The 25,931-nt window shown below is 46.1% G+C and carries 21 protein-coding genes, 2 pseudogenes and 1 riboswitch; of the genes and pseudogenes, 12 read left to right on the top strand and 11 right to left on the bottom strand.

Features of this window, described 5'->3' with window-relative positions:
• Positions 1-12: 12 nt before the first annotated feature.
• Positions 13-2,460: an acyl-CoA dehydrogenase FadE gene (fadE, locus tag FM037_RS15615; RefSeq protein ID WP_144046739.1), complete on the bottom strand. Its 2,448-nt coding sequence runs from the start codon at positions 2,458-2,460 to the stop codon at positions 13-15.
• A 247-nt stretch (positions 2,461-2,707) separates the two neighbouring features.
• Here fadE and FM037_RS15610 point away from each other — a divergent pair, with 247 nt between their 5' ends.
• A complete protein-coding gene (locus tag FM037_RS15610; protein ID WP_144046738.1) occupies positions 2,708-3,499 on the top strand; it encodes a class II glutamine amidotransferase in 792 nt (263 codons plus the stop codon).
• A gap of 123 nt (positions 3,500-3,622) precedes the next feature.
• Here the strand turns inward: FM037_RS15610 and FM037_RS15605 are convergent, their stop codons facing one another.
• The 3 genes from FM037_RS15605 to FM037_RS15595 all read right to left on the bottom strand — a co-directional run bounded on the left by FM037_RS15605 (position 3,623) and on the right by FM037_RS15595 (position 7,092).
• Complete coding sequence (locus FM037_RS15605; protein ID WP_144046737.1) at positions 3,623-4,411, bottom strand: DUF3108 domain-containing protein; 789 nt, start codon at positions 4,409-4,411, stop codon at positions 3,623-3,625.
• Between the two features lie 221 nt (positions 4,412-4,632).
• On the bottom strand, positions 4,633-4,959 hold the full coding sequence (locus FM037_RS15600) for an MGMT family protein (RefSeq protein WP_144046736.1): 327 nt from the start codon (positions 4,957-4,959) through the stop codon (positions 4,633-4,635).
• Positions 4,960-5,370: 411 nt separating this feature from the next.
• Positions 5,371-7,092, bottom strand: coding sequence for an MFS transporter (locus FM037_RS15595; protein WP_144048983.1), 1,722 nt, complete (start codon positions 7,090-7,092; stop codon positions 5,371-5,373).
• 185 nt (positions 7,093-7,277) lie between these two features.
• Between FM037_RS15595 and def the strand changes: the two genes are divergently transcribed.
• Positions 7,278-7,769, top strand: coding sequence for a peptide deformylase (gene def / locus FM037_RS15590; protein WP_144046735.1), 492 nt, complete (start codon positions 7,278-7,280; stop codon positions 7,767-7,769).
• Between the two features lie 157 nt (positions 7,770-7,926).
• On the opposite strand, the gene FM037_RS15585 is transcribed toward def, so the two are convergent.
• Positions 7,927-9,237, bottom strand: a complete 1,311-nt coding sequence (locus FM037_RS15585) for a sensor histidine kinase (protein WP_144046734.1) — start codon at positions 9,235-9,237, stop codon at positions 7,927-7,929.
• Positions 9,238-9,410: 173 nt separating this feature from the next.
• Between FM037_RS15585 and FM037_RS15580 the strand changes: the two genes are divergently transcribed.
• Positions 9,411-9,941, top strand: coding sequence for a DTW domain-containing protein (locus FM037_RS15580; RefSeq protein WP_144046733.1), 531 nt, complete (start codon positions 9,411-9,413; stop codon positions 9,939-9,941).
• Between the two features lie 28 nt (positions 9,942-9,969).
• Here FM037_RS15580 and trhA read toward each other — a convergent pair whose 3' ends face one another.
• Complete coding sequence (trhA, locus tag FM037_RS15575) at positions 9,970-10,650, bottom strand: PAQR family membrane homeostasis protein TrhA (RefSeq protein ID WP_144046732.1); 681 nt, start codon at positions 10,648-10,650, stop codon at positions 9,970-9,972.
• A 502-nt stretch (positions 10,651-11,152) separates the two neighbouring features.
• Between trhA and FM037_RS15570 the strand changes: the two genes are divergently transcribed.
• From FM037_RS15570 to FM037_RS15535, 8 genes and pseudogenes are all read left to right on the top strand, one after another.
• Complete coding sequence (locus tag FM037_RS15570) at positions 11,153-12,184, top strand: hypothetical protein (protein WP_144046731.1); 1,032 nt, start codon at positions 11,153-11,155, stop codon at positions 12,182-12,184.
• A gap of 172 nt (positions 12,185-12,356) precedes the next feature.
• Positions 12,357-12,456, top strand: a riboswitch (TPP riboswitch).
• A gap of 231 nt (positions 12,457-12,687) precedes the next feature.
• Positions 12,688-14,663: pseudogene (thiC, locus tag FM037_RS15565) on the top strand (phosphomethylpyrimidine synthase ThiC).
• Positions 14,664-14,667: 4 nt separating this feature from the next.
• Positions 14,668-16,243, top strand: a pseudogene (thiE, locus tag FM037_RS15560) (thiamine phosphate synthase).
• Entirely contained in the window at positions 16,230-17,057 is an 828-nt protein-coding gene (locus FM037_RS15555) for a HesA/MoeB/ThiF family protein (RefSeq protein WP_144046730.1), read from the top strand. The pseudogene thiE and the gene FM037_RS15555 overlap by 14 nt, the downstream one beginning before the upstream one ends.
• Positions 17,058-17,300 (top strand): sulfur carrier protein ThiS, encoded by a 243-nt coding sequence (thiS, locus tag FM037_RS15550; RefSeq protein WP_144046729.1) that lies wholly within the window; start codon positions 17,058-17,060, stop codon positions 17,298-17,300.
• A 1-nt stretch (position 17,301) separates the two neighbouring features.
• The gene (locus FM037_RS15545) at positions 17,302-18,066 is read left to right on the top strand and encodes a thiazole synthase (protein ID WP_144046728.1); all 765 of its coding nucleotides are present in this window, start codon (positions 17,302-17,304) and stop codon (positions 18,064-18,066) included.
• A 24-nt stretch (positions 18,067-18,090) separates the two neighbouring features.
• Positions 18,091-19,206, top strand: coding sequence for a 2-iminoacetate synthase ThiH (gene thiH, locus FM037_RS15540; RefSeq protein ID WP_144046727.1), 1,116 nt, complete (start codon positions 18,091-18,093; stop codon positions 19,204-19,206).
• 234 nt (positions 19,207-19,440) lie between these two features.
• On the top strand, positions 19,441-19,698 hold the full coding sequence (locus FM037_RS15535) for a chemotaxis protein (protein ID WP_144046726.1): 258 nt from the start codon (positions 19,441-19,443) through the stop codon (positions 19,696-19,698).
• Here FM037_RS15535 and FM037_RS28570 read toward each other — a convergent pair.
• Positions 19,682-20,062, bottom strand: a complete 381-nt coding sequence (locus FM037_RS28570) for a hypothetical protein (protein ID WP_185976835.1) — start codon at positions 20,060-20,062, stop codon at positions 19,682-19,684. The genes FM037_RS15535 and FM037_RS28570 overlap by 17 nt on opposite strands.
• A 28-nt stretch (positions 20,063-20,090) precedes the next feature.
• Between FM037_RS28570 and FM037_RS15530 the strand changes: the two genes are divergently transcribed.
• Entirely contained in the window at positions 20,091-21,095 is a 1,005-nt protein-coding gene (locus tag FM037_RS15530) for a putative metalloprotease CJM1_0395 family protein (RefSeq protein WP_185976834.1), read from the top strand.
• Positions 21,096-21,156: 61 nt separating this feature from the next.
• On the opposite strand, the gene FM037_RS15525 is transcribed toward FM037_RS15530, so the two are convergent.
• The 4 genes from FM037_RS15525 to FM037_RS15510 all read right to left on the bottom strand — a co-directional run bounded on the left by FM037_RS15525 (position 21,157) and on the right by FM037_RS15510 (position 25,929).
• Positions 21,157-22,074, bottom strand: a complete 918-nt coding sequence (locus FM037_RS15525; RefSeq protein WP_144046724.1) for a LysR family transcriptional regulator — start codon at positions 22,072-22,074, stop codon at positions 21,157-21,159.
• Between the two features lie 76 nt (positions 22,075-22,150).
• Complete coding sequence (locus tag FM037_RS15520; RefSeq protein WP_144046723.1) at positions 22,151-23,245, bottom strand: DUF3541 domain-containing protein; 1,095 nt, start codon at positions 23,243-23,245, stop codon at positions 22,151-22,153.
• A complete protein-coding gene (locus tag FM037_RS15515; RefSeq protein WP_144046722.1) occupies positions 23,184-25,004 on the bottom strand; it encodes a M2 family metallopeptidase in 1,821 nt (606 codons plus the stop codon). Before FM037_RS15515 ends, FM037_RS15520 begins: the two co-directional genes overlap by 62 nt.
• On the bottom strand, positions 24,967-25,929 hold the full coding sequence (locus tag FM037_RS15510; RefSeq protein WP_144046721.1) for an alpha-L-glutamate ligase-like protein: 963 nt from the start codon (positions 25,927-25,929) through the stop codon (positions 24,967-24,969). Before FM037_RS15510 ends, FM037_RS15515 begins: the two co-directional genes overlap by 38 nt.
• Between the last annotated feature and the right edge of the window lie 2 nt (positions 25,930-25,931).

Raw genomic sequence — 25,931 nt, 5'->3', positions numbered from 1 at the left:
AATGTCGTGACGCTAAGCAGCCTGCTCATGGCTTTGTTTACCTATGGCCATGGCTTTGAGCTCATCCGGGTCGAAGTCATCCACATTGATGGATTTCATACGACCGATCTCGGCGCGTTCAAGCAGGGCAACTTCCTCATCTGTGAGTACACCTAAAGCTTTCCCCTGTGCGGCAATCTTATCGAGCCACATAAATGGAATACGCTTACCCGCAGCCTCAGAGACCTTGGCATGCAGTGGTTCACAGGCGAGAATATCTTTGAAGGTCTGCTCCTGTACTCCGACCGGATTATTCTCACATGGGGTCCAGAATTGGCCTTTACCTAAGCGTTCACGACTGGCACAAGGAGTTTGCATTATGGTCGCCACTTTATGATCTAACACATCGCTAGGCCTTTTTAGTGGGCGGCCGAATGGGAAGATAATGCCTCGAAGGACAAAGCCCAATCCCATAGGGAAGTTATTGAGCAGATCGTCGAGTGAGTCCTGTAACTTGTATAGTGAATCTTCGACGGCCCACTGAACTAGCGGTAAGTCTTCAGTTTGACGTCCCTCATCTTGATAACGCTTAAGGGTTGCAGAGGTGAGATAGAGCTGACTGAGTAGGTCGCCTAATCTTGCCGATATGCGTTCCTTACGTTTCAGTCCACCGCCTAATGTCGCCATTGCCAGATCCGAGAGCAGGGCTAAGTTAGCGCTGAAGCGATTCATCTGTTGATAATAACGCTTGGTTTTATCTGAATAGGGCGCATTTGAGAATCTTGAAGATGTCACTCCAAGCCAGAAACTGCGGACCAGATTGCTGATGGTAAAGCCGATATGGCCAAATAGCGCAGAATCGAAGGTATTGAGGCCGCGGTTAGCATCGGTATCGAACGCTGACTCCATCTCGGTGATCACAAAAGGGTGACAACGAATAGCACCTTGACCATAGATGATCATAGAGCGAGTCAGAATATTTGCGCCTTCAACCGTAATGGCGATAGGGGCTGCCTGATAGCCTCGACCTAAGTAGTTATTCGGGCCTAAACAAACCCCTTTACCGCCGTGGATGTCCATGGCGTCAATCACACACTTCTGCATTCTGTCGGTCAGGTGGAACTTCACGATGGCAGAAATAACCGAAGGCTTTTCACCTAAGTCTATGCCCGTTGTGGTTAGACTGGTCACGGCATCCATCAGATAAGCGTTACCGCCGATACGTGCCATGGGCTCTTCGATACCTTCAAGCTTGCCGATAGGCAGTTTAAACTGACGACGGATACGCGCATAAGCGCCAGTTGCCACCGCCGCTGTCTTGATGCCACCCGCTGAGTTAGACGGTAAGGTAATGCCACGTCCCACTGACAGACATTCGACCAACATGCGCCAGCCTTGTCCGGCCATTTCCGGGCCACCTATGATGAAGCTCAGAGGCACAAAGACTTCATTGCCTTTGGTTGGGCCGTTTTGGAACATACAGTTGAGCGGGAAGTGGCGACGCCCGGTTTCAACGCCTTCCATATCGGTAGGTATCAGGGCACAAGTGATTCCTAGCTCTGCCTTGTCACCCAGTAGTTGATCCGGGTCGCGCAATTTAAACGCCAGACCTAACACGGTAGCGACCGGGGCTAAGGTAATGTAGCGCTTATTCCAGGTTAACTTCATCCCCAGAATTTCTTCGCCTTCCCATTGGCCTTTACACACAATGCCAAAGTCAGGGATGGCGCCTGCATCACTACCAGCTTCGGGGCTGGTAAGGGCAAAACAGGGAACTTCCAGACCTTGAGCGAGCCTGGGTAAGTAATGTTCTTGCTGTTCGGGAGTGCCATAGTGTTGTAACAGCTCGCCCGGGCCTAAAGAGTTAGGCACGCCGACGGTGGAAGCCAGTTCACTGCTGAGACCGGCAAGCTTTTGTAGGACGCGAGATTGCGCATAGGCTGAATACTCGAGACCGCCGTATTTTTTCTTGATGATCATGGCAAAGAAGCCATTATCTTTCAGGTATTGCCAGATCTCAACGGGGAGATCGCCCAGTTGATGTGAGACCTGATGTTGATTGAGCATCTTACAGACCTCTTCAACGGGGCCGTCTAAGAAGGCTTGTTCATCGGCACTCAGTCTGGCTACTGGATAGTTGTGGAGTTTTTTCCAATCTGGGTTTCCGGCAAATAGATCGGCTTCCCACCATGTTGTTCCGGCTTCAATGGCTTCTTTTTCGGTAGAAGACATCTCAGGCATGATGCCACGATAGATCTTTAATAATGGTTTAGTGAGGAAGTTTTTACGAAATGCACTGATGTTCAGTGGCAAGGCGATGGCTAAGAAGATGATCCACGCTAGGGGGCTCACGACTTCAGTTGCTGAACCGACAGCCATAACGACTGCGGCAATGATGCTAGATGTTAGCAACGAAACTCTTAGGTAGGCGAGTGTGCCTAACACAAAAAGAAACGCGAGGATCCATAGTAAGCTTGTCACTGTTATTCTCCTTAAGGTGCGACCTGAATATGAACTGAGGCCAGAACTTTTTCTGATCATTATCACAATTATAGGTTGTGGTCTGACCTGTGTCGCATAAAATTTAAACCTATGTGAAATTTAATACAAGGTTTATTTCAAACAAACGTTTAGATAAATTGTTAAAGTCGAGATTCCACTTTCTGCTTCAACTAGTTAGAATGCGTTAGAATTTAAATATTACAGCTGTAATTAAAGGGTTGAATTAATGTGTGAACTCCTTGCCATGAGCGCTAATGTGCCGACGGATATTGTATTTAGCTTTACCGGCCTGGCTCAGAGAGGTGGTGTCACCGGTCCCCATGTGGATGGCTGGGGGATCACCTTCTATGAAGGAAAAGGTAGCCGTACCTTTAAAGATGCTCGTCCAAGTAGTGAGTCCCACATCGCTGAGCTCATTCAGAGCTATCCTATCAAGAGTGAAGTGGTTGTCAGTCATATTCGTCAGGCTAATCGGGGCTGTGTGTCGCTAGAGAACACCCATCCTTTCACCCGTGAGCTTTGGGGACGTTATTGGACCTATGCCCATAACGGGCAATTGAGTGATTATCAGAACAAATTTACTGTCTCAAGGTTTCAGCCTGTGGGTGATACAGACAGTGAATTGGCATTTTGCTGGCTGTTAGAGAAGGTAGTCGACAAATTTGGTGAGCAAGAGCCTGAAGATATCACACTCGTGTATCAATTTATCGCCAAGCTAGCCGATGAAATTCGTTCCTTGGGTGTATTTAATATGATCTTGACCGATGGCGCGCACCTGATGAGCTATTGTAGCAATAATCTCTGTTATATCACCCGCAAAGCTCCCTTCGGTAAGGCTAAGCTCATCGATACCGATGTGGTCATAGACTTTGATAAAGAGACAACTCCTGAAGACATCGTCACAGTGATCGCCACCAGACCTCTGACTAAGGATGAAGAGTGGCATATTTTAGGGCCTGGGGATTGGAAACTATTCCGTAAAGGTGCACTGATTCTTGATGAGGGAGTTCAAGGCTGATTAATCATCTCTAAGAAGATCTTAATCGAGGGAGCATGGCTGAACATTGTTATGTTCCCTTTTTAATGGGATGAATTTATTCGTGGAAAGGCCAGAATCAATTATCGCCCTTTTGCTGCTTGTCTATGGCTGTACAGTTACATCAGTAGCAAGCTTGTCTATCTTCACAGTTTGCTCAGGAGAAAAATGATAGCTGAGCAGTTTAATATCCAGCTGCTTACTGCCTTTTTCGAAGTGGGTTAGACGCACTGGTAGGTAGCCTAGATCCGGTGCCATCCAGAAAAAGGTTTGACGTTTCTTACTGTCTCTGACAACTTCAATCTTGATGGTTTCGTAGCTGCCACTCTCAATATTCATTCTCTCCTTGCCTATGACACGAAAGTTATACTCATCAACCTCTCCCTCTTTGACCATGGAATAGTGAAGGTTTTCTTTTCCTTGTGCCAAGTCGAGTCGGAATTGCAGCTGGACCATGAGGGGATCGTATAAGATATCGGTATAATCTAGTTTAGCTCTCTCATCTTTATAGCGGCTGTGAACGACTTCTTGTTCTCTGGCAAAGGCGGCTTGTTCTTGAAAGCTAGGGCCTGTGCCTTTCCTGTTATGGGTATATCGCATGGGGGTGAGCTGGTCGCCTTCGCGAATGAAGTCACTGCGTACATTACGTCTGTCTGATAACACGAGTAAGCTGACATCACTGTCGAAGCGGTAGTGATAGAGATTACCTTCGGCTTTAGGGAGCTGATAGCGAGCCTTTCCTAGTTCGATACTGCCATAATTTACCTGATACTCTGCTGTTTGTGGGGTTAGCGGGCTCGGGGCCGCAGCCACGTAGAGGCTGAAGAGGCACAAATGTGTTGCTAGCACTACACGCTGACCAATCGACAATGACGTCTCCTTAAATTTGTGCATGGATAAGTTTTTACCTGCTTGCAAAGTCCAGGACCCTTTGTGGCGAGTTCTTACTTGCTGTTAGTTGCTGTATCTAGCCTTAATATTGGTCCTGAATTACCCGAGAATCGATGGAGAAAACACTAGTTCAGAAAATAGCCCCGACAATAGCTCAGACAATGAATCTGCTTTATGGTTCATTGGCGCTAGTTCCACTTGGCGCTTTACCTCATCACTTTTAGTTAAAACGGCAGTTGTAAAACCAGTGTGGCCATATCCGGTCGCCACTCAAATTTGGCTAAAGATATTCTCCCTCGGTTGACCTCTACGCCATCTAACCTGAGTAACTGCATTTGTATTCGGAATGCTTCAGTATCTGGTTTGAAAGAGATTTTCCCTTGGCTGTTGATGACTCGGTGCCATGGCAGGTTTAATGTTTCAGGTGCCATCTTTAATGCTTTAGACACGTATCTTGCCCTACCGGGTAATCCTGCTAAATCGGCAACCTTACCATACGAGCTTACTCGACCCTTTGGCAGCATGGCGACGATGAACCAGATTTTTTCCATAGGGGATTTAGCTACCGCGGGGGACGTCGAAAAAGCGTCTGGATTAGGAGGTGTGCAGTGTCCCACTAGCCTTATCATATTATCTCATATCATCCACAGACCATTTACAGCATCATATCCTCTTCGACTTTAACTCGCTAGTTTAAAGGGGCATAAACTGAGATCTTAGCGAGCGTCAGTAATATTTAAGCTTGATGTGTCACGATTAATTTAACGAACAGTTATGACTTGTGAAATAAATAGAGTGGTGGCTATTTATGATAAATACTTAGATTTCACTGGGGGTTTAGGTTTTCTACTAGAAGTCTAGGTTTGGCAAAGAGTCAATGATGATAAAGAAGCCCATAATTCATCAATGAATTATGGGCTTTAAAACTGAAGTCATGACAAAATTAATTTGGTACTAATCAGCTACATTACCTCTGCTTCACTCGCCACAGGCTTATTCGCCGGGTGCTTCATGACACCAAACTTGTGGAACAAGATCAGGCCTAGGGCTGTGATTAAACCGAAGGCACCTATGATGTACCACATCAGATCTGGTCTTTGTGCTTGTTTTGCCACCTCAGAATAGAGATAGCCGGACAAGGGACCCGCCAGTAGGAAGCCGATGGCAGATGATACGAAGTAGTAACCCATAAACATGGCTTTTTTGTCGTGTGGGGCAAAGCTGGCGACATATTCCTGACTTTTAGGTGAGGCTACCATCTCCCCAATAGAGAATACCAAGATAGAAGTCAGTACCATCACGCCTCCCATGATGGCGCCGTGAGCCACACCACCTAAAGCGGTGCCAAAGGCAATGATCACAGTTCCGGCGACCAGAACGGGTAAAGCCTGGAATTTCTCTGCAACGCGACTAACTAATAACTGCAAGAATACGATAGAGAGAAAGTTAAGGCCTATCATATATTCAGGGTTAATCTGGCGATATTCTGTAGACCAAGCATTCGCATAGCCTTCAGCTTGAGAAGGATCTGCGGCTATCGCATTTAACCCCAGGCTAAGTTCAGATACGGGCACCATGACTTTATAATGTACCAGGTCAAAGTAAGCGGCCTGAGCCGTGAGTTCCTGATTAACTAAAGCGGCAGACAGTCTGGTGAGCTCAGTTTGTAAGCTTGAAAGATCGACCGGAGCCAGGAAGCTGAGAAGGTTCGGATAAGACGCCATCATGGCGATAAGATCCGATGTATCGACAAAATCACGAATATAGATGGGTAGCGTGATGAATATTTGCTGATAGACCATCCAGAAACCAGACAAAATCAGCAGATAGATCACGAAGGGCTTATTACCGATAGCGATTTTTTGCTTATACCAAGGCGCGGTGAGATCTGACTTTCCCTTCAAGTTCCACAAGTAGTGTCCCGAGAACCAAGCTAGATAGACCAAGAGTGTAGTTTGTCCCGACAGCCACTTAGCGCCATAAGACATGAGGATGATCAGAGTCCCGAAGAAGAGCAGCGCGAAGCGTAAGTTACCCAGTACTTCCTGTATATCGGCGAAGACGGCCTTGAGTGGTTTGCCTTTTTGCGCATTTTGATCTGTGGGTTCCTTGTAGAAGAGTAGGGCGGGTATAAAGTTAACCGCAATCCAGAATGATGACATGATAAACACCCAGTCCCAGCTTATTGCTCGAACATAGCCTGCAATGAAGGGGCCGAGAAACCCGCCGATGTTGACCATCATGTAGAAAATTCCGAAACCTAAGCCGCGGTTGGTATCATCGGTCGTACGGGCAACGGTGCCAGTAACCACAGGTTTGAAACAGGCTGCACCGAGCGCCACGCCCATAAAGGCAATGAAGAAACCTGCGAAAGAGTCCACTTGTCCCAGAATGAAGTAACTGGGACACATGATGGCATAGGATATCAGAAACATCTTACGGTAACCGTATCGGTCAGCCAAGGCGCCTGTGATAACAGGAAATAAGTAGAGGAAGAAAGGGATCATGCCTTGGAGTAAGCCACGTTCCTGATCGCTAAAGCCTAAGCCACCTTGCTGAGAAGGCGAGGTCATGTAGAGGGATGACAGGGTAAAAAAACCATACCAGGCAAGACGTTCGAAGATCTCCATGGTGTTGGCGACGAAGAAAGTCTTGGGCAAGGGGGTTCGAGTCACTTGTGTCATACTACGTCCTGTATATTTTATACGATTCATTCATGCTATCCACATATATGCAGGAATTCAAGTTATGTGACAATAAGGTTAAAAATGAAAAGGTGACTGATGTAATTTTGACCGTTATGGAGTTGCCTTTAGCGTTTATTCGGTCATAATGGCGCCAAATTTTTCTTTATGTGATCTATCTATCTATGGCCGTACTCGATATTTTAACTATTCCCGATGAACGTCTTAAACGCAAAGCCCGCGTAGTTGAAGATATAGACTCGGTTCAAGGTTTTATAGATGATCTGCTCGAGACCCTGTATGACACCGAAGATGGCATAGGGCTGGCGGCGACACAAGTCGGTAGTCAGCACGCCATCTTAGTCATAGATCTGTCAGAGGAAAGAGACCAGCCACAGGTGCTGATCAATCCGGAAATTATGGCAACTCAAGGTGACTTTATAGGCGAGGAGGGGTGTTTATCTATCCCTGGCTATCGCGCTAAGGTGGCCAGAAGTGAGCAAGTCACAGTCAAAGCACTGGATCGTACCGGTAAAGCGTTTGAAATAGAGACAGATACATTTTTGGCGATTGTATTACAGCACGAAATGGATCATCTGCAAGGCATAGTATTTACCGATCACCTGTCGAAACTTAAGCAGCAAATAGCACTTAAGAAAGTGAAGAAGTACGGCTGAGTAAGTTACTGCTTAAGGGTTTGCTCGACTCAGCTTGTTGATGCCTCATAGTTTTGCTCTTTCATGGCATGAAGACGCTCTATTTTTACCGTCTCCATGAGGTTTAAGGGCAAGTTAAAGCTGATACATAGCCCTCCTCTGAGATGGTTTTTGGCACTCACTTCCCCCCCAGTAATTTAAGGCTCTGTTTAACTATTGCGAGTCCCAATCCGTATCCCCCCTGACTAGAGTGTCTGGCTTCATCCATTCTGGTGAAGGGGTTGAAGAGGTTTTCTAATTTGTCTTCCGGGATCCCGGGACCGTCGTCTTCTATATCAACGACCAGATTGCCGTCATTGATACGCGAACTAATGATAACAGTACAGGTTTCACCCGCATATTTAAGCGCATTTCTCAGTACATTATCTAAGGCTCGAATGAGAAAGTTGGCGTCAGTCTGGATATTTAAGTCGTGGGTAAACTCAGTCCAGGTGATGGTTTGCTCAGCTTTAGCTTCAAACTGGATATCTGCCAAGACTCTAGAACGAATATGGCTTAAGGCAACTGAAGCGTAGGTCAACTCTACGTAGGCATTATTGAGTCGACTGTAATCTAAAATACTATTGATAAGGGAGGCCATCTGATGATTTTCTTGCTCTAAGCGTTGTATAAATTTGTGCTGTTCAGGGCTCGCTTGCCTCGCTAAGAGGTGTAGTGCTAGCTCCTGCCTGGCTAAGGGAGTCCTGAGTTCATGGGATACATCCCTCAATAAGCGCTTCTGATTTTGCATCGATTGCTGTACTTGTTCCGCCATATGATCGAACTCTGTGGCGAGGTGATAAAATTCAGGTTCTTTAACTGAGAAATGCTGGGCGATCCTGGTGTCTAATCGACCACTGGCCAAGGCTTGTGTGCCTAATTTCAAATGTTTAAGCGGTGTAATTAAGTATCTGGTCAAAATGGAAGTGAATACCAGTAATACAGATATTCCCACCAGAACGCGAATAACCCAAAGGCTTTGGGTTAGCTTTTGAGCCGGGTGTAGCTCGGGCTTTAACTGCACCACTAGAGTCAAGGGGCCATTGAAATAGGTGGCATTAGGCAGAGGAATACCAATCAGAGGCTTTCTGACACTGTTTCCCATAGGCAGATGAAGTTGCCGCATATATTGTAATTTGAAGATGAAATGGGGATGCAATTCTGATTTTGTGATGGATTTGAGGTCTTTGTCTAACACATAAACACGGAATTCCTGATTTTGTTCCCATCTTGTTAATGCTGTTAGAGCATCATTGTTGACTAATTCGGTTGCCTGATTAGCCAAGTGAATAATTTGAGCCTGAGTAGATTGAGGCAGAGTCAATAAGCGGTTGATCACAACCCTTTCAATCCCTGTAGCGATAAGTAAAATAGCCAATAGAGATAAGGCAAAGTAACTGAATAGTTTCACTTGTAGGCCTGAGAATAGACCCGTTATTGGTATGGACATAATTCGCTATAACTGTATTTATTGGAATGAGAATTGTTATCGTTAGATTTTATCTCACAGTAGATGATTTTCCTAGTACAAGAGAGTAAATAGGTGAGCTGTCACTGCTTATACAGTTTTCGTATAATGACTTTCCTATTTTCATGCATGAATAATGATAAGAGTAAAAATAGATGAACTTGGTCTTGTTAACGCATCAAAGAGAAGTAGATCGCCCAACCAACACAGGTTTACTTGCATTAAACGCTTTTCCTCAATGGTGTAGGCGGATCATTTGGTCTAGGGTGTCTCCGGATCTAGCCTTGATAGAATTAATTCGCAGCCATAGAGCCGCGGTACTTTTTCCAAGAACTAAAGATCTATGTCTCTCAGAAGGAAGTTGTGATCCAGATGGAAAAGATGGGCCAGTGCCTATGGAAAATACTCAGGCTCAGCTCTATCTCGAGCACATGCCTGATACGCTCATTATATTAGATGCAACTTGGCAAGAGGCCCGTAAGATGATGAGGCAAAGTCCTTATCTTAAGGCTGCTGATAAGTTTGCTTTAACTGAGCAGGCGGATTCAGGCTTTACTCTGAGACGTAATCAAATAGAAGGGGGATTGTGCACCCTAGAGTGCATCATCGGCCTACTCGAGTTAAAGAATCATCATGAAGAGGCTGAGCTGTTAAAACAAGCCCTCATTGATTTTCAAGCAGGCTGACAGTCTGGATAAATCTAAATTCTACGGCTTATATCAGTGTTAAGTATACACAGAGAAAGTGACTTACCGCACCAGCGAGCACAAATAGATGCCATATTGCGTGGTTATAGGGAATGCGTTTACCAACATAGAATATCACCCCAAAACTGTAAAGTAATCCGCCCAAAATCAATAACTGAAAACCTAGAACTGTCATCGAATCGATCAGCTCACTCATCACGGTTGCGCACAGCCAGCCCATTAATAAGTAGAGGGCAACGCTCAGCTTCTTGAAACGATTAATAAACCGAGTTTTGAATAATACTCCACCGAATGCCAGGGACCAGATGGCGATGAGAATAATATTAGCCTTGGTACCATCCAGGGCGATAAGCATCAGAGGAGTATAGGTACCTGCGATTAAAAAATAAATGGCGCAATGATCTGCAATCTTAAGTCTGAGTTTCCAAACAGGAGAGGAAACCGAATGATATAAAGTTGAGCAGGAAAAAAGTAAGATAATGCTGGCACAGTAGATAACCAGCCCAAATAATTGAATGCTATCGAGTGTTTGCTGGCCTTTTATCAGAGAGAGTGCAAGCCCGATAATCCCCGCCACAATACCCAGACCATGGCTTATGCTGTTAGCCATCTCTTCTTTATGACTATAGCCGCTGCTATTAACTGAGACAGTTGATACTTGCTGGGCCAATGATTCTTCTAGTGGCATATATACCAATTCCATTAAATTTATGGTTAATTCAGAGCTCTCTCAGGGTTGTTAATTCAAGGCGCATTGTTGAGGAAATGGTTATTCCCTTTTAAGACAACACAACACAACACAGAAGTAGCAGTCCTGAGAAGCTCACGTAGTGCGGCTTTAAAAACACTTTATGCTGCGCAAGTGGCTTTCGATATAGAATAACTATTAGCTTCAATCCCCTTACTTGCCTACAGCGTTTTTAACTCCCGCTGAATGACCACTTACTTAATGGAACTGATATTTAAGTTTCTCTTAAATCGTTTCGGTGGAGTCTAACAGTAAATTCAGCATAAAACCACACTTGAGCGTACACGTGTAAGCTAAGTTTTATTCGTCAAAATGAACTTTCTGTCTTATTTGTAATCTGATTTTTATTGATATTGAGTCCAGAATGAAATCCTGGTACTGACTGATTCGCTGCATTTGAAGTGAAATGAACAAACAATGATAAACCACAGGGATGATATTATTGAAAGCGTTTCGCGTAGAGGAAGTTCTACTTAATGAAAACAAGGAAGGACTGAAGGGGGTAAAGGCGGATAAGTGCGCCGTGAATCTCGATATTCAGTTTGATACCTCCTTCGAGCCTCAAGAGCTGAATCATGAGCTCAGGCCATTTATCTTATCTGCTAATGAGCATGCTGATCTTGTAGTAAATAAGCGCAGGATTTCTTGGCTATGGGTGAGCGTTCTGGTCATTAGCGGTCATCTGGCCCTGGTGCTCACCTTAGATATCCTCTGGACCTCCGCTCCCTTGTTATACCCGCAAGATAAGATCTATGGCATTAAATCTGAAGCACCTCAATTAAAAGGTCCTCAATTGAAAGCCTATATGTATTATCAAGCCCCTGTGATAAAGAAAGGTCACTCTGAATTAATCGATAATAGAGTGCAGGAGCCTAATCGTGCAGCAGCTGTTTTGACAGAGAGTGACGTGTCTCAAGTTCAGCTTAAGCCGAAATCAAAGCAGGCCCCCTTTGTACAGGACCCCGTTGGAATAGAAGCTAAACAATCTCTGGCTAAGCAAGAAGATGTTTTCAAGCCAAAGAAAGCTTCTTCTATGAGTCAATCTTCCTATTTCTTCTCCCCGGAACAAGAGAACAATGACGAGAACGATAGGCTTAATATTTCAAGTTTTAGTGCCTCTACCCAAAAATACCTTTCTCGCCAGAGAGAGGCGGCTCTGGGTGAGTTTTTTGTCGAACAAGCTAATCAATATACCCGAACTAAAACGCTCAGTGAGATGGATGGTGAGATGATCATTCTCGAACTCCCTGAGATAGATACCTGGAGTGATGCTGAGACTCTAGATAGTGAGTTAGATCCAAATCGAATCGTTAAACAGGGAGATACCTGCTATCGAATCGTTAAAACCCCCAATCCAATTAATCCCCATGCCGAGAATCTTGGCTATCCATTTCGCTGTGATGGTGACTCAGTTGTGGCGGCGTTAACGCGAGCGATAGCAAAAAGAGTGCATAAAAGGCCTATTAAGTCATAATTTTAATGATGAAATAATTTAATGACTAATTAGTAACTTCAACTTAAATATTGCAAATTAAATTACATTGCCAATAAATACAAATATTTAACTTTTAAGTTGTCATGATTTTTTTAGATTTGGTATCTTTACAAAAGCCTTGTTAACTTTGATGTTTTAAGATTATACTTCTCACATCTTGTCGGAGTGCCTAATTGGCTGAGACCGTTTATTCGGGATCCGTTGAACCTGATCAGGTTAAAACCTGCGAAGGAAACAAGCATGATAATGTCCATAAATCGTGTGAATTTTTGTATTCATTGAATCATGATATCTTGATTCAATAGCTGCTAATTTTAGTGCCATCGCCTCAATTTTTTGAGCCGACGACCTTGAGTCTTAGTATCTGGTTTTCAGAATAGATCCGTTTATTGTCATTATCTGTGACTTCGAGACTTCGTTCTCGTGTCTGCTATTCAACTCTCCAGGCAAGCAACTTCATTTCAATTAAAGTGAGATTGCTTATGTCAAACCGCCGCGAAACCCGAGCTCAAGCTCAAGAGTTCATCGATACCCTAAAGCCGCTACAGCACCCTAATTCTGAGAAAGTTTATCTAACCGGTAGTCGTGAAGATCTCCGTGTCGGTATGCGCCAAATTCTCCTGTCCGATACCATGGTGGGGGGACTGAGTCGGATCCTATCTTGGAGCCCAATGCGCCGCTAAGAGTCTATGACTGCGCCGGGCCATATTCAGATCCCGATGCCGATATTAATGTCCGCAGGGGTCTGGATAAATTCAGAAATAACTGGATTGTAGAGCGTGACGACACTGAGCAACTTGTCGGTGCCAGTTCAGGATTTACTCAGCAAAGACTTGCCGACGATGGCTTAGATCACCTGAGATTCGATTCTTTGCTTCCTCCAAGAAAGGCGAAACCGGGTCAGTGTGTCACTCAGTTACATTATGCCAGACAAGGGATTATTACCCCTGAAATGGAATATATCGCCATTCGCGAAAACATGGCCCAGTCAGAGATAACCGACGAGGTATTGACCCGGAAGGCTCCGGGTGAAAGCTTCGGTGCCTCGATTTCAGAGCCTATCACCCCCGAATTTGTCAGAAGTGAGATTGCCCGAGGCCGTGCGATTATTCCGTTGAACATCAACCATCCAGAAGCTGAGCCCATGATCATAGGCCGGAATTTTCTGGTTAAGGTCAATGCTAATATCGGTAACTCGGCGGTGACTTCATCTATCGAAGAGGAAGTCGAAAAGCTGGTCTGGTCTACTCGTTGGGGCGCGGATACTGTGATGGACTTGTCCACCGGCCGTTATATACATGAAACCCGCGAGTGGATCATTCGTAACTCTCCGGTTCCTATCGGAACTGTGCCTATCTATCAGGCCTTAGAGAAGGTGAACGGTGTCGCCGAAGATCTGACCTGGGATGTGTTTAAGGACACCTTGATTGAGCAGGCTGAGCAGGGCGTCGATTACTTCACCATTCATGCCGGTGTATTACTGCGTTACGTGCCTATGACGGCAAATCGCCTGACAGGTATAGTCTCACGCGGTGGCTCCATTATGGCAAAGTGGTGTCTGTCCCATCATCAGGAAAATTTCCTCTATGAGCACTTCAGAGATATCTGTAAGCTTTGTGCCGCTTATGATGTGTCCTTATCTCTCGGGGATGGTATGCGTCCGGGCTCCATCGCCGATGCGAATGATGAGGCACAGTTTGCCGAGCTTGAAACCTTAGGCGAGTTGGTTAAGATTGCCTGGGAGTACGATGTGCAGACCATCATAGAAGGCCCTGGTCACATTCCCATGAATCTTATTAAAGAGAACATGGAAAAACAGTTAGCAGTGTGTGATGAGGCCCCTTTCTATACCTTAGGCCCACAAACGACTGATATCGCACCTGGGTACGATCACTTTACCTCTGGCATTGGGGCGGCGATGATCGCCTGGTTTGGTTGCTCCATGCTCTGTTATGTGACGCCTAAAGAGCACCTTGGATTACCAAACAAGGAAGATGTAAAGCAGGGATTAATCGCCTATAAGATTGCGGCTCATGCCGGTGATGTGGCTAAAGGACACCCGACGGCGCAAATTCGTGACAATGCCTTATCCAAGGCTCGTTTCGAGTTCCGCTGGGAAGATCAATATAACCTGGGACTGGATCCACAAACCGCCAAAGCCTATCACGATGAATCTCTGCCTCAGGAATCGGCCAAGGTGGCTCATTTCTGCTCCATGTGCGGGCCTAAGTTCTGTTCGATGAAGATCAGCCAAGAGGTGCGTGAATATGCCGCGGCCCAGAAGCTTGAAATGCAGACCAATGACGAGTTTAAGGCGAGAAGCACGGCCGATTTAAGCTCTGATATGGATAGAGAGAAGGGGATGGCCATGATGTCGGCTGAGTTTAAGGCTAAGGGTGCCGCCCTCTATCATGAAGCTGGCACGGCTAAACCTGTACTCGATGAAGTTGAGGGCTAATCTAATGGCAAATGTAGAGCCGACTTTGTCGGCTTTAAAGCCTGTTGTTTGGTCAATAGCAGGCTCTGACAGTGGCGGCGGTGCGGGCATTCAGGCGGATCTCGCCACCATGAATGATCTCGCTTGTCATGCTTGCACTGTGATCACGACATTAACGGCCCAGAGCTCAGTTGCAGTCAATTTGGTTGAGCCAGTCTCCGATGAGATGCTGTTGGCTCAACTCGATACCTTGCTACAAGACTTGCCCCCAAAGCGATAAAGATAGGCCTGTTAGCAAATCAGCAGCAGATAGCTCTCTTGAGTCGATGGCTTGCCCTGGACCTTCATGATCACAAGAAGCGCAGTGGTACTGAAGTCGCGGTTATCTTAGATCCCGTTATGATAGCCAGTTGCGGTGACAGGTTAGATGGAGATGACAATCGACTCGATTTTTCGCCATTTAAAGGCTTACTTACGCTGATCACCCCAATGCCGTTGAGCTTGGTGAGCTGGTGGGGCAAACCTTAGTTGGCATGTCCCAGTATCATCTTGCAGCCAAAGATTTATCGCAATTACTCGACACCAATGTGTTGGCTAAAGGTGGGGATAAAGGTCCAGCTTGGCACATCGACTCGGCCCAAGATATCTTCGTCTGTACTTGCGCCGCCGCTTGCTCTGAATTGCATCTGCAACGTAGTTTTTTGTTATCGAGTCCGCGTATCGCATCGAACAATAATCATGGTACCGGATGCACCTTAAGCTCAGCTATCGCCAGTGTGATGGCCACAGGGTTTGTGCTCCATGATGCTATTGTCGTGGCTAAAGCCTATGTGTCTGCCGGAATAAAACACAGTTATCGTGTGGGTGAGGGACCCGGGCCTTTAGCGCGCACCGCATGGCCTAGAGAACTGAGTGATTTTCCGGCGATCAGCAGCTTAGGCGACGGACCTTCTCTTCCGGTTGGGATTAAGTTTAAGAAGATAGATGAGCGGTTGGGCCTCTATCCTGTGGTGTCTGACTTGCCAGTGTTAGAAACCTTGCTCAGAGCCGGAGCTAAAACGATTCAACTTAGGATAAAGGATGAGGGTGATTCTCAGCTTGAGGATAAAATAGCGCACGCCATCGCCCTAGGCCGGGATTATCAGGCTAAGGTATTTATCAATGATTATTGGGAATTGGCGCTCAAGCATAATGCTTATGGTGTGCATCTAGGTCAGGAAGATCTCTATGATGCCGATCTTAAGCGTATTGCTGACGCACAACTTGCCCTAGGGATATCGAGTCACAGCTATTTCGAGCTCTTGCTCGCATCGCAAATCACGCCTTCCTATATCGCACTGGGTCATATCTTTCCAACGACCACTAAGGTGATGCCATCTGCGCCTCAAGGCCTGATGAAACTGCAACACTATGTGGACTTGTTTAAGGGACATTATCCCTTGGTGGCCATTGGCGGCATAGATGCCAGCCGTATAGAGACTGTTAAGAGAACCGGGGTTGATGATGTTGCAGTGGTGAGAGCGGTGACCGAATCACAGCAGCCTGGCGTCGCCTATCTAGCCTTATCCTCTGCCTGGGAGAAAGCTTATGTCCGTCAGTAATTCCGATTTTCTACGCTACTCTAGACAAATCTTATTGCCGGATGTCGGTGAAACGGGCCAGGTTAACTTGTCGCAGGCCCATGTCGCTATTGTCGGTGTTGGTGGTCTGGGGAATCTGGTGGCTCAGTATCTGGCGGCAGCCGGTGTGGGTAACTTGACACTGATAGATGATGATAAGGTTGAGTTATCAAACTTGCCCAGGCAACTGCTTTTTAGTGATAAGGATATAGGTGAGTATAAATCAGAGACTGCCGCGTATAAGCTCTCAAACGCTTATCTTGGCTGTAACGTGCAAGCCGAAACCGATAAATTAGCCGAGAATAATAGTCAGACATTACTGGTACACATGGATCTAGTCTTCGATTGCACCGATGATTTTGGCACTCGTCAGTTGATCAACTTGACCTGCCTTCGAGTTAAGGCGCCACTAATAACGGCCTCGGTGGCCAACTTTAACGGTCAGCTTTTTATGGTAGATATGGAGTCTGCTCCCGATTCGGGCTGTTATGCATGCCTGTTTCCTGAAGACACTCTCGTCAGTGAGACTTGCCAGAGTGTTGGAGTCTTAGGCCCTATGGTTGGAGTGATGGCATCCATGCAGGCGCTGCTTGGTATGAATCTACTCTTAGGGATCCCAGTGCCATCAGGAAAATTCCTCAGGTTCGATGGCCTTTCTATGCAATGGCGTGAAGCGAGATTGATTCGAGATCTTGCTTGTCATGTCTGTGGTGAACGAGTGGAACCATTCAAAAGTCAAACCAAGACTCAATCTCGGACATCTGATCCAAGCTTGAACTGTGATGGAGAGGTATAAATGAGCCCCAACATATCCGAAAATAATACCAGCGAAACATTAATCGAAGTCATGCTCAACGATGAGCAGGTTTTCTTATCGAGTGAGTCGAGCATATCAGTTTTACTTCTGCTGCAAAATATTGCCGCTAATTCTGTTGCACTGGTACGTAACGGGCAAGTATTGCCTAAGTCACGTTGGAAAGAGACCTTGTGCTGTCATGGCGATCAATTTGAAGTATTTGCCCTAGTGGCGGGAGGCTAAGATGTTAACCATTGCCGATCATCAATTTTCATCCCGACTATTTACCGGTACGGGAAAATTTTCAACATCAGCCCTCATGTTAGAGGCGATCGCGTGTTCAGGCTCTGAACTTGTCACTATGGCGATGAAGCGACTCGATCTGAAAACGGGTAGCGATGATATCTTGCAGCCCTTGTTAAGCAGTGGGGTTAAGCTCTTGCCCAATACATCAGGGGCCAGAAATGCCAAGGAAGCGGTCTTCGCGGCCGAACTTGCCAGAGAAATCTTGGATACTCCCTGGATAAAACTTGAGATCCACCCCGATCCTAAGTATCTGATGCCGGATCCTATAGAAACCTTAGAAGCGGCTAAGATCCTTTGTGATAAAGGCTTCGTTGTCTTGCCCTATGTCCATGCCGATCCGGTACTGTGCCGTCGACTCGAAGAAGTTGGCTGCGCCGCCGTGATGCCATTAGGCAGCCCTATTGGGTCTAATCAAGGTTTAGCAACAGAGACGTTTCTGAAAATGATCATCGAGCAAGCCAAGGTGCCTGTGATCGTGGATGCTGGCATTGGTGCGCCTTCTCAGGCAACACGTGTCATGGAGCTTGGCGCCGATGCTGTACTGGTCAATACTGCCATCGCCAGTAGCCGAGACCCGGCAGCCATGGGCCGCTGTTTCGCCGCTGCGGTACAGACAGGAAGGGATGCTTATCTTGCTGGCTTAGGTCATGTAAGGTCTGTTGCAAGTGAAACCAGTCCATTGACGGGATTTCTTAATGAGTAAATGTGAATTTATCGGGATATGCCCATGAGTTTCCTATCCTATCTGCAGGGGATCTCCCGCGAGAAGCTGAAATTAGCCCTCTATTCGGCCACCAGTGATGATGTAGAACGTGCCCTTAATTCGGCCGAGGGGGATCTCAATAGTCTACTCGCGCTGTTATCGCCTGCGGCAGAACCCTATATCGAACAGATGGCTCAACAGTCTGTTCGGCTGACAAGGCAGAGGTTTGGGGCAAATATAGGTATGTTTTTACCCCTATATCTGTCGAATTTATGTGCCAATGAGTGTGATTATTGTGGTTTTAGCATGAGTAATAAGCTGAAACGCAAGACATTAAATGGCCCGGAACTCGAAGCCGAGATGGCGGTGATTAAAAAACTAGGTTACGACTCCATCTTGTTAGTCTCCGGAGAGCACGAAACGAAAGTCGGCATCGATTACTTTAAACAGGTTTTACCTCAGGTTAAGAATGAGTTTAGCTACTTGGCAATGGAAGTGCAGCCATTGGCCGAGCATGAGTACGCCGAGCTGGTGGGGTTAGGTCTCGATGCCGTGATGATCTATCAAGAAACCTATAATCCCCAGACCTATGCCGAGCACCACACTCGGGGCAAGAAAAAGGATTTCGCCTATCGCTTAGATACGCCAGAGCGCGTTGCTAAAGCCGGCGTTGATAAGGTTGGACTCGGGGTCCTGTTAGGCTTAGATGATTGGCGTTTGGATGCGCTCTTGTTAGGTCATCACCTTGCTTATCTTGAGTCTAAGTACTGGCGTACCCGATACAGTGTTTCATTGCCTAGATTGAGGCCTTGTACTGGCGGGATAACCCCTAAGGTTGAGATGACCGATAAGGGCTTAGTGCAACTTATCTGTGCATTTAGGCTGTTTAATCAGCAGTTGGATATCAGTTTGTCGACTCGGGAATCACCAGAACTCAGAGATAACCTGTTTTCACTCGGGATAACCAATTTAAGTGCCGGCAGCTCGACTCAACCCGGCGGTTATGTCAATCCGGATACTCAGTTAGATCAGTTTGAGATCAGTGATGATAGAACGCCGGTTCAGGTGAGTCATGCGATGAAGCAAAGGGGATTAAATCCGGTGTGGAAAGATTGGGAGTCAGCTTGGATCGGGGGCTAGGTATATTCACGGATAAATTTAGGTTAACGATTTTTAGCGGTAAGCAAGGTGAAGAGACAAGTCTGGTCTCATCTCATCAGGGCTAGGCCTGCTTGCTGAGTAAAACAGCTAAAGACCCGTTTAATCGTGTTCAACTCAGCTTTATATAACTTCATGGCCTATAGTTTAGCTGTACTTTTGTCTGGTGCTGATTAATAATTGAACTAACACCAAATGAATGTTGGAGCTAAAGGTATGCAAATTCCTCCAAGTAATGTATCGGGTCTGGCCGGATTACAAAGCGCACAGTCAGGATTGACTCAAGCGACTATCGATGTCGCTAAGCCTGCAAGTGCTGATCTTAAAACTGATGAAACGAGGCCAGTTGAAGAAGTCGATCAAACACAAGCCCTCGTATCAGCAATAGAGGCTGAGCAGCAAGGCGAAGCCGCTGTCGAAGTGATAGAAACATCATCGGAGACCTTAGGTACTATTATCAACCTAGAGGTGTAGTTGTCATGTTAGGGGTGAGATTTTCACCTGATGTACCGGTTGGACATAGAACCACGCCGATATCCCCGTCGGCGAGTTCGGCTGAAGGTTCAGTGCCTGGCACTAAGTTTAGTGCTGCACCTTCTACGCCCATTTCCCCTACAAATGTCTCTGTGCGCAATAAACCATCCAGTGCAAGTTTGGGCTCAGATAAAGCGACGACACTCCATTCATCAAATATTGTTGATTTAAGCCGTGTGTCATCAGATTTAGTATCTGATGTTAATTTGGGCTTAGATTTGAAATCCATCTCTAGCGCAAGTGACACTAACCTAAGTGTCAATTTATCAGGCGCCAACTCAAGCCAAACAAGTTTTAGCCTCAATTTAGGTCCATTGACAGTTAGAGGGCTAGTGAATCCCACTGAGCAAGCCACAGACCTGTCACCCCGATTTAAACACAGTGTTGTGAGCGAGCCTCAGGAGAGTATCAAGCCATTCGATACTCCTGTTACAAAGGCTCAGGGCCAGGAAATTGACCATAATATGCAGGAACGTGGAGGGGGCTCCCCCGATGGCTCGGCTGAAGAGGGGATGGAACCGATATTTCCCCCTTTTGCTGGTGATGACTCCGTTGTCAGTGCAGACGAAGGCGATGCACAGAAAGCAGATGCGAAGCGGGACGCCATTGCGTTACTGGAGCAGCAGCTTCTTAAAGAGCTATCGAGTCGAGATGCGGAAGTTAAAGCCCACGAACAGGCTCACTCTACCGTGGGTGGCAACCTGGCACAGAGTCCACAATTTAGCTATGAAAAGGGCAGTGATGGCCGTCGCTATGCGGTTAATGGCGAAGTTCAGATAGATATTTCAGTGGTGGCAGGGGATCCTCTTGCCACTGTCAACAAGATGAAAAAGGTCTATGCGGCGGCGATGGCACCGACCAATCCTTCGATGGCCGATATTCGTGTAGCATCAGAAGCATTGAAAAAGCTTAATGATGCCAAGGCGCAACTGGTCGATGTGCGTCAGGAGAAACCCCTTAGTCTGGATGAGATGAAGCCATTAATTAGTGCCCAGAGTGCGATTAAAGGTGTTGTATTTCCTGAGCCTCATAAGCCGCAAGTCTTCGGTGAAGTCGATGAGGATGGCGCTATCTCATCTTCCTTGGTGGACTCACCTTCACCTCTGGACGATGTGTTTACTGTGTCACCCTTGATTGAACTGATTAACGAGCAGATCCCTTCAAGTGCCGATCCAATTTCAGAGTCGAGTACGGAATCGAGTACTGAGTCAGCCCCAGTTGAACTGTCGACTGGCACCCTATCTTTTGGGTCTGAACGAATTGCCAAGTACTATGCCGCCAATGCCTTTACTGAAGATGTTTATCCTAAAGCTGACTCCTTATACCAATCGGTATAAATAGGGATAAGAGAGTCTCAAACGTTAATATCACTCCAAGTGTTAACGCAATGGTATAGCATTAAGACTGACCGTGTTCCGTCTCATTGGATGAGTTATGCATATCGACGATGATCTTTTCTAACAGTTCAGAAGCTGGTCCCTGAACATCTCGGTTTGGTATCACCAGACTCATCATCACTCTTCTATGACTATTTCCCTTTAACTTGAGTTGACACAGCTGTCCTTGAGAGAGCAAGGAGTCGACTAAGTGTTTGGGTATCCAGCAAAAACCTATGTTTTTATTTAAAATAGCCAAGGCCTCGTGGAAATTAGATACGGTCCATCTTTGCTCAGCTTTTAACCAGCCAATATCGATATGGGTCGCCTTTCCCGTATCTTTAATGACTATCTGCAGGTGTTGAGCCAAGGTTTGATCGTCTTCTATATTCGGATTTTGAGCTAATGCATGTTCAGGATGACAAACCAACAGAAAGTCCAGTTCACACAGAGGCTCCGAGATGTAGCCCTTAGGCGGAACGCCGCCACATATGGCGATATCGACGGCTTGGTCTTTAATCAGATCATGTGTTCCGCTGATCACTGAGTCTATTATGGTGATACGAGTTCCGCGGCTTTGTGGCTGAAATGTGGCCAGGGCATCGACTAGCATACCCATGGGGTAGACTATCTCTCTTGCTATGGTCAGTTTAGGCTCCCATCCTTTTTCTAAATTATTGGCGAGGAGTTCAAGTTCAGCCACAGACTGGGTGATGTGCCTAGAACGTCTCAACAAGACATCACCTTGCTCGGTCAAATAGGCTTTTCGTCCTCTGACTTCAAGCAGTTGGATCCCTAATTGAGATTGAAGCTTAGCGACGGCATGATTAAGAGAGGATTGGCTCTTATTAAGGGCTGCAGCAGCCTGAGAGTAGCCACCAAAATCGACGACGGCTTGTAATATTCGCCATTGTTCTAGAGTTGATTTCGCTCTATCCATGTTTAATCTGACCTAAAGTGCTATCTATAATATTCATTGAGTTAAAAATGGCCCGAGTATATTCAGGCCATTGTCATTACTTGTTAACCGATACTTGCTTAGGCATGTACTTCTTGGTGGCCTTGAGTTCAGTAAAATATGGCCCCTTATGCAGCTTCTGTGGCCAATTGAGTAGCATCATAGCCAAGACATTTCTGTGCTCACCCAGCGCTAAATCAGGATTTCCCATAGGTGAACGAATAAACTGCACACTTTCATCGAAGGCGTTCACAATATGGGCTTGAGTCTTGGCAACAACCGGATTATCAGACAGTCCTGCCAGGTGAAAGCTAATTCCCACTTCGGCAATGATATCGTCGGTGGCATCTTCTAAGATGCGATCAATATTGTCTTCAAAGTAATCCAAAATCCAGGCGAACTCTTTAGGATCTACATCGTGTTGGTAGTATTCGCTCGCTGCAAATATGAAATGAGTGAGGCCGTATAACTTGTTCTGATACTGTTTTTTATTGAGTTCACTATCCTTATTGTTTGGATAAACTTCAATGAAGGCCTGTTTGTATTCATTGACATAGTCTCCAACCCCTAACTGCTTAGCCCAGTAGGCGTAATTGATTAATTGCGCCGCCCAGGACTTAATCATGGCCTTATCGGTTAGACCAGTCTTTAAATCGGTCTTCTTCAGCGCTGTGATCAATTTATCATTACAGGGACCCGTTAACCCGAACTCATCGATACGGCTCGAAAACCTGAGTAATACATCGGTATAAAATAGAAATTCAGGGAAGGGTTCTAATGCCTTCTTTCTGGCCTTAGCCCTAGGACCTTTACCGAGTACAGAAATGGCTTTTTCAGCCTCCGATGTGATAAAGCCAGGTTTATCGAGAGAGCAGGCATAGAAGGCTTGAGATTCGGTGACTGCATAGAGGTCGACGAGCGCGGCATTGGCATACTTTTCATCACCCGTCATGCGGTAGAGACGGATCCCATAATGGCCCTGCACGCGAGGAGGCAATTGGTAAAGGTGCAGTTCGAGATTATTCTTGATGCCTTGATATACTTTATCGTTTTGTGTCTGGCTTGTGTCAATGACAGCGCTAGCCGTTAGACTAAATAGGGCAAGTGAAAGTGTACTGATCTTGAGAAAATTTTTCTTGGTAAGAAAAGCCATCTTGTATCCTTTTAATGAGAGATAGTGCATCGACAGGTTCACCGAGTAATATTTTAAGCCTTTGATTTATTGGTTTGGAATCTTCATTGACCACCAGTGTATTGTACACACTGGGTTGATTTTCACAGTGTTTTGTAGATTGATAGAGGTATTGAGAGAGTGAGGCTTGCCAAAGCTCCTGATAGTACAGGGGGCCGGAAGTGACGATAGCGTAAAAATTATAGGGATAATCTTCAAGGCTTGTCCATTCTCCTGTGAATGACTCGATAAATTCAACGTCGAGTCTCTTATAGGGTTTTAGGCTAGTATTGGAATAAAAATCTAACGCGACTTTAGCCCTGAATACTTTAAGTTGCTTGGCGAAAAGACTAATGGAACTTTCGCGACTTAGTTCTGTATAAGGTTCGATAAGGCCTTCCGCTAGGTATAAGGCTAACCAAAGCTCACCAATATTACTGGTATCGAGAGTCTCCCCAATTGTGTTTACCAGATAATAATGACTGCTGAGCGATAGCGCCGAAAGGGCTGAAGCGTATGCCTTAATTAAGTCTTGTTTGTCTTTTATGCGACTCAGCTCTTGCTTCATTGACAGTTGAACTTGTCCAAACTGACGCCCTAGCACCGGTGCTCTTAAGATATGTATCTTGCTGCGCTTGGCTAGCTCTATAAATATATCCCCTAACAATCGACCTTGATACCAGACTCGCTGGATATTTCCAGTCACTGTTTCGAAATCAAAGCCTAATGTTTCGGCTCTTACCTGTATCTTATCCACGAGCTCTGCTGCTGTTATGTTTGCCATGTGCATGCTTTTTGATTGAGACAGGTAGTAGCCTAGACTCCAGGGGGCTGTGGGGGCAACCTCAGTTTGGGAGTCTAGAAAGATTTTGACTAATTCAGGTGTTGATAGAAACTGCTTTGCCAGAGAGAAACTGGCATAGTCTGCAAATCCTTTGTCATGTGCCTGCAGGGTCCTTAGTTGCAAAATCCGCTCAAGAGCCGGCTGGTTCTTCTCTTTTGCCCGTCCTTGATAGGCTTGCCAAACACGTTTTTGACAGACTGTATCATCCTGCTTGATTAAATAGGCCGCAATGCTGAGATTAAAAGCATTGCTAGATTTAGGATCCTTTGAGTGCTTATTTTTAGTGTCATTGCCGACTCCATTTGTCATCGTTGACTTGTTATATTCTGTGTTTAATTGGCAATCTTGCTCGGTAAATCGCAATGTCAGTTGCTGGGTTCTTAAACCCTGCTTTATGCTGGCTTGAGCCGTGTGCAGCTGAGATTTCTGTGCCAAAGACAGATGATTTACTTCGAGTGCATCGAATCTGTTTAACAGTTGGCTGAGCTCCTTATTATTGGCCGCCGTTGCTAACTGATTGGTGAGTTGTGTTAACCAGGGCGAGTTCAGCGTTTCAGCCATCATATCGGCCAAGTGCAGTTGACATTGCAGCAGGCTTTCCTGGTAGAGGGGAGGTAGAGGGTAGCTGCGGTAATATTGCAATCTGTCTTTGATATTAAACAGGCTTAGTAGCGAGGCTTCAAGGGTGTGACTCTGCTTGATGAGAGCTTCATCGGGCTCGGTTACTGTGGCTGAATTGACGTGTGAGAATTGCGAGTCACCTGCAAATGAATCGCCAGGCGACTGCAGTTGCAAGCATTGCTCTACAAGTAAAGGCAGAGGAGAAACGGCGGCCTTGACCGCCGTAGTGAATATAAGACTAGAGCTGAGCGCTATGACAAAAATGCTTCTTAGCATATTCAACTCGTTCATCCACTGTCATATTATGATTACCGAGTTTGTCCACATTATCCAGATAGGGCAAGATCCCTCGGTTATTGGCTATTTGTATGGCGAGACCGGGACGGGCATTGAGCTCAAGCAGCAAGGGTCCCTTGTCTCTATCGAGTACCATATCTGTGCCTAAATAGCCCATCTCACTCATCTCATAAGCTTTAGAAGCCGTGTGGAGCAAGAAGTCCCAGTGAGGAACTTCAATATCCGTGAGCTTCTTATTGGTATCCGGATGAAAATCGATGGGCTCATCAAACTGTACTGCATGCAGTCCCTTACCCGTGCCGATATCGACACCAACTCCTACCGCTCCCTGATGCAAGTTAGCCTTACCATCGGAGGCTGCTGTCGACAGACGTAACATGCCCATGACGGGGAAGCCTTTGTAAACGATGAGGCGAATGTCCGGCACGCCTTCATAGGAGTAGCCATCGAAAACCGGATCGAATTGGATAAGTCCCTCAACGATGGCCACGTCGGGATTTCCGCCAAGAGAAAACAGGCCACTGAGTACATTCGATACATGGCGGTATACTTCAGAAGGCGTGACCTCTTGACCGTTAGGTTTATAGTAACGACCCGCTTCGACCTTAGTGATCACTAAGATCCCTTTACCACCCGAGCCTTTTGACGGCTTGATAACAAAGCCATCTTCAGAGGCAACCATGGCCGGGATATCTTCAATCTCATGTTGCTCCCTCACCACGCCGATAAGGGAAGGGACGGCGATGTTATTGGCTAATGCCAGTTGTTTGGTCGTGAGTTTATCATCGACTCGCTTGTAGAATTTACGTGGATTACAGCGACCAATATAGTCGATGTTACGCTTATTCATGCCAAGCACACCCTTGCTGCTCAGAGCTGATGGCCAAGCTAATGAGAACTTCATGG

The organism is Shewanella psychropiezotolerans, assembly GCF_007197555.1.
Lineage (GTDB): Bacteria > Pseudomonadota > Gammaproteobacteria > Enterobacterales > Shewanellaceae > Shewanella > Shewanella psychropiezotolerans.
Note: the sequence above shows the minus strand (reverse complement) of the source record. Positions and strands in the feature narration are given on the sequence as shown.

Bases quoted from the DNA above. Each gene is read 5' to 3' on its own strand.
- FM037_RS15610 (WP_144046738.1), top strand. From the start codon at position 2,708: ATGTGTGAACTCCTTGCCATGAGCGCTAATGTGCCGACGGATATTGTA.
- FM037_RS15605 (WP_144046737.1), bottom strand. From the start codon at position 4,411: ATGCACAAATTTAAGGAGACGTCATTGTCGATTGGTCAGCGTGTAGTG.
- FM037_RS15600 (WP_144046736.1), bottom strand. From the start codon at position 4,959: ATGGAAAAAATCTGGTTCATCGTCGCCATGCTGCCAAAGGGTCGAGTA.
- FM037_RS15595 (WP_144048983.1), bottom strand. From the start codon at position 7,092: ATGACACAAGTGACTCGAACCCCCTTGCCCAAGACTTTCTTCGTCGCC.
- def (WP_144046735.1), top strand. From the start codon at position 7,278: ATGGCCGTACTCGATATTTTAACTATTCCCGATGAACGTCTTAAACGC.
- FM037_RS15585 (WP_144046734.1), bottom strand. From the start codon at position 9,237: ATGTCCATACCAATAACGGGTCTATTCTCAGGCCTACAAGTGAAACTA.
- FM037_RS15580 (WP_144046733.1), top strand. From the start codon at position 9,411: ATGAACTTGGTCTTGTTAACGCATCAAAGAGAAGTAGATCGCCCAACC.
- trhA (WP_144046732.1), bottom strand. From the start codon at position 10,650: ATGCCACTAGAAGAATCATTGGCCCAGCAAGTATCAACTGTCTCAGTT.
- FM037_RS15555 (WP_144046730.1), top strand. From the start codon at position 16,230: ATGTCCGTCAGTAATTCCGATTTTCTACGCTACTCTAGACAAATCTTA.
- thiS (WP_144046729.1), top strand. From the start codon at position 17,058: ATGAGCCCCAACATATCCGAAAATAATACCAGCGAAACATTAATCGAA.
- FM037_RS15545 (WP_144046728.1), top strand. From the start codon at position 17,302: ATGTTAACCATTGCCGATCATCAATTTTCATCCCGACTATTTACCGGT.
- thiH (WP_144046727.1), top strand. From the start codon at position 18,091: ATGAGTTTCCTATCCTATCTGCAGGGGATCTCCCGCGAGAAGCTGAAA.
- FM037_RS15535 (WP_144046726.1), top strand. From the start codon at position 19,441: ATGCAAATTCCTCCAAGTAATGTATCGGGTCTGGCCGGATTACAAAGC.
- FM037_RS15525 (WP_144046724.1), bottom strand. From the start codon at position 22,074: ATGGATAGAGCGAAATCAACTCTAGAACAATGGCGAATATTACAAGCC.
- FM037_RS15520 (WP_144046723.1), bottom strand. From the start codon at position 23,245: ATGGCTTTTCTTACCAAGAAAAATTTTCTCAAGATCAGTACACTTTCA.
- FM037_RS15515 (WP_144046722.1), bottom strand. From the start codon at position 25,004: ATGCTAAGAAGCATTTTTGTCATAGCGCTCAGCTCTAGTCTTATATTC.
- FM037_RS15510 (WP_144046721.1), bottom strand. From the start codon at position 25,929: ATGAAGTTCTCATTAGCTTGGCCATCAGCTCTGAGCAGCAAGGGTGTG.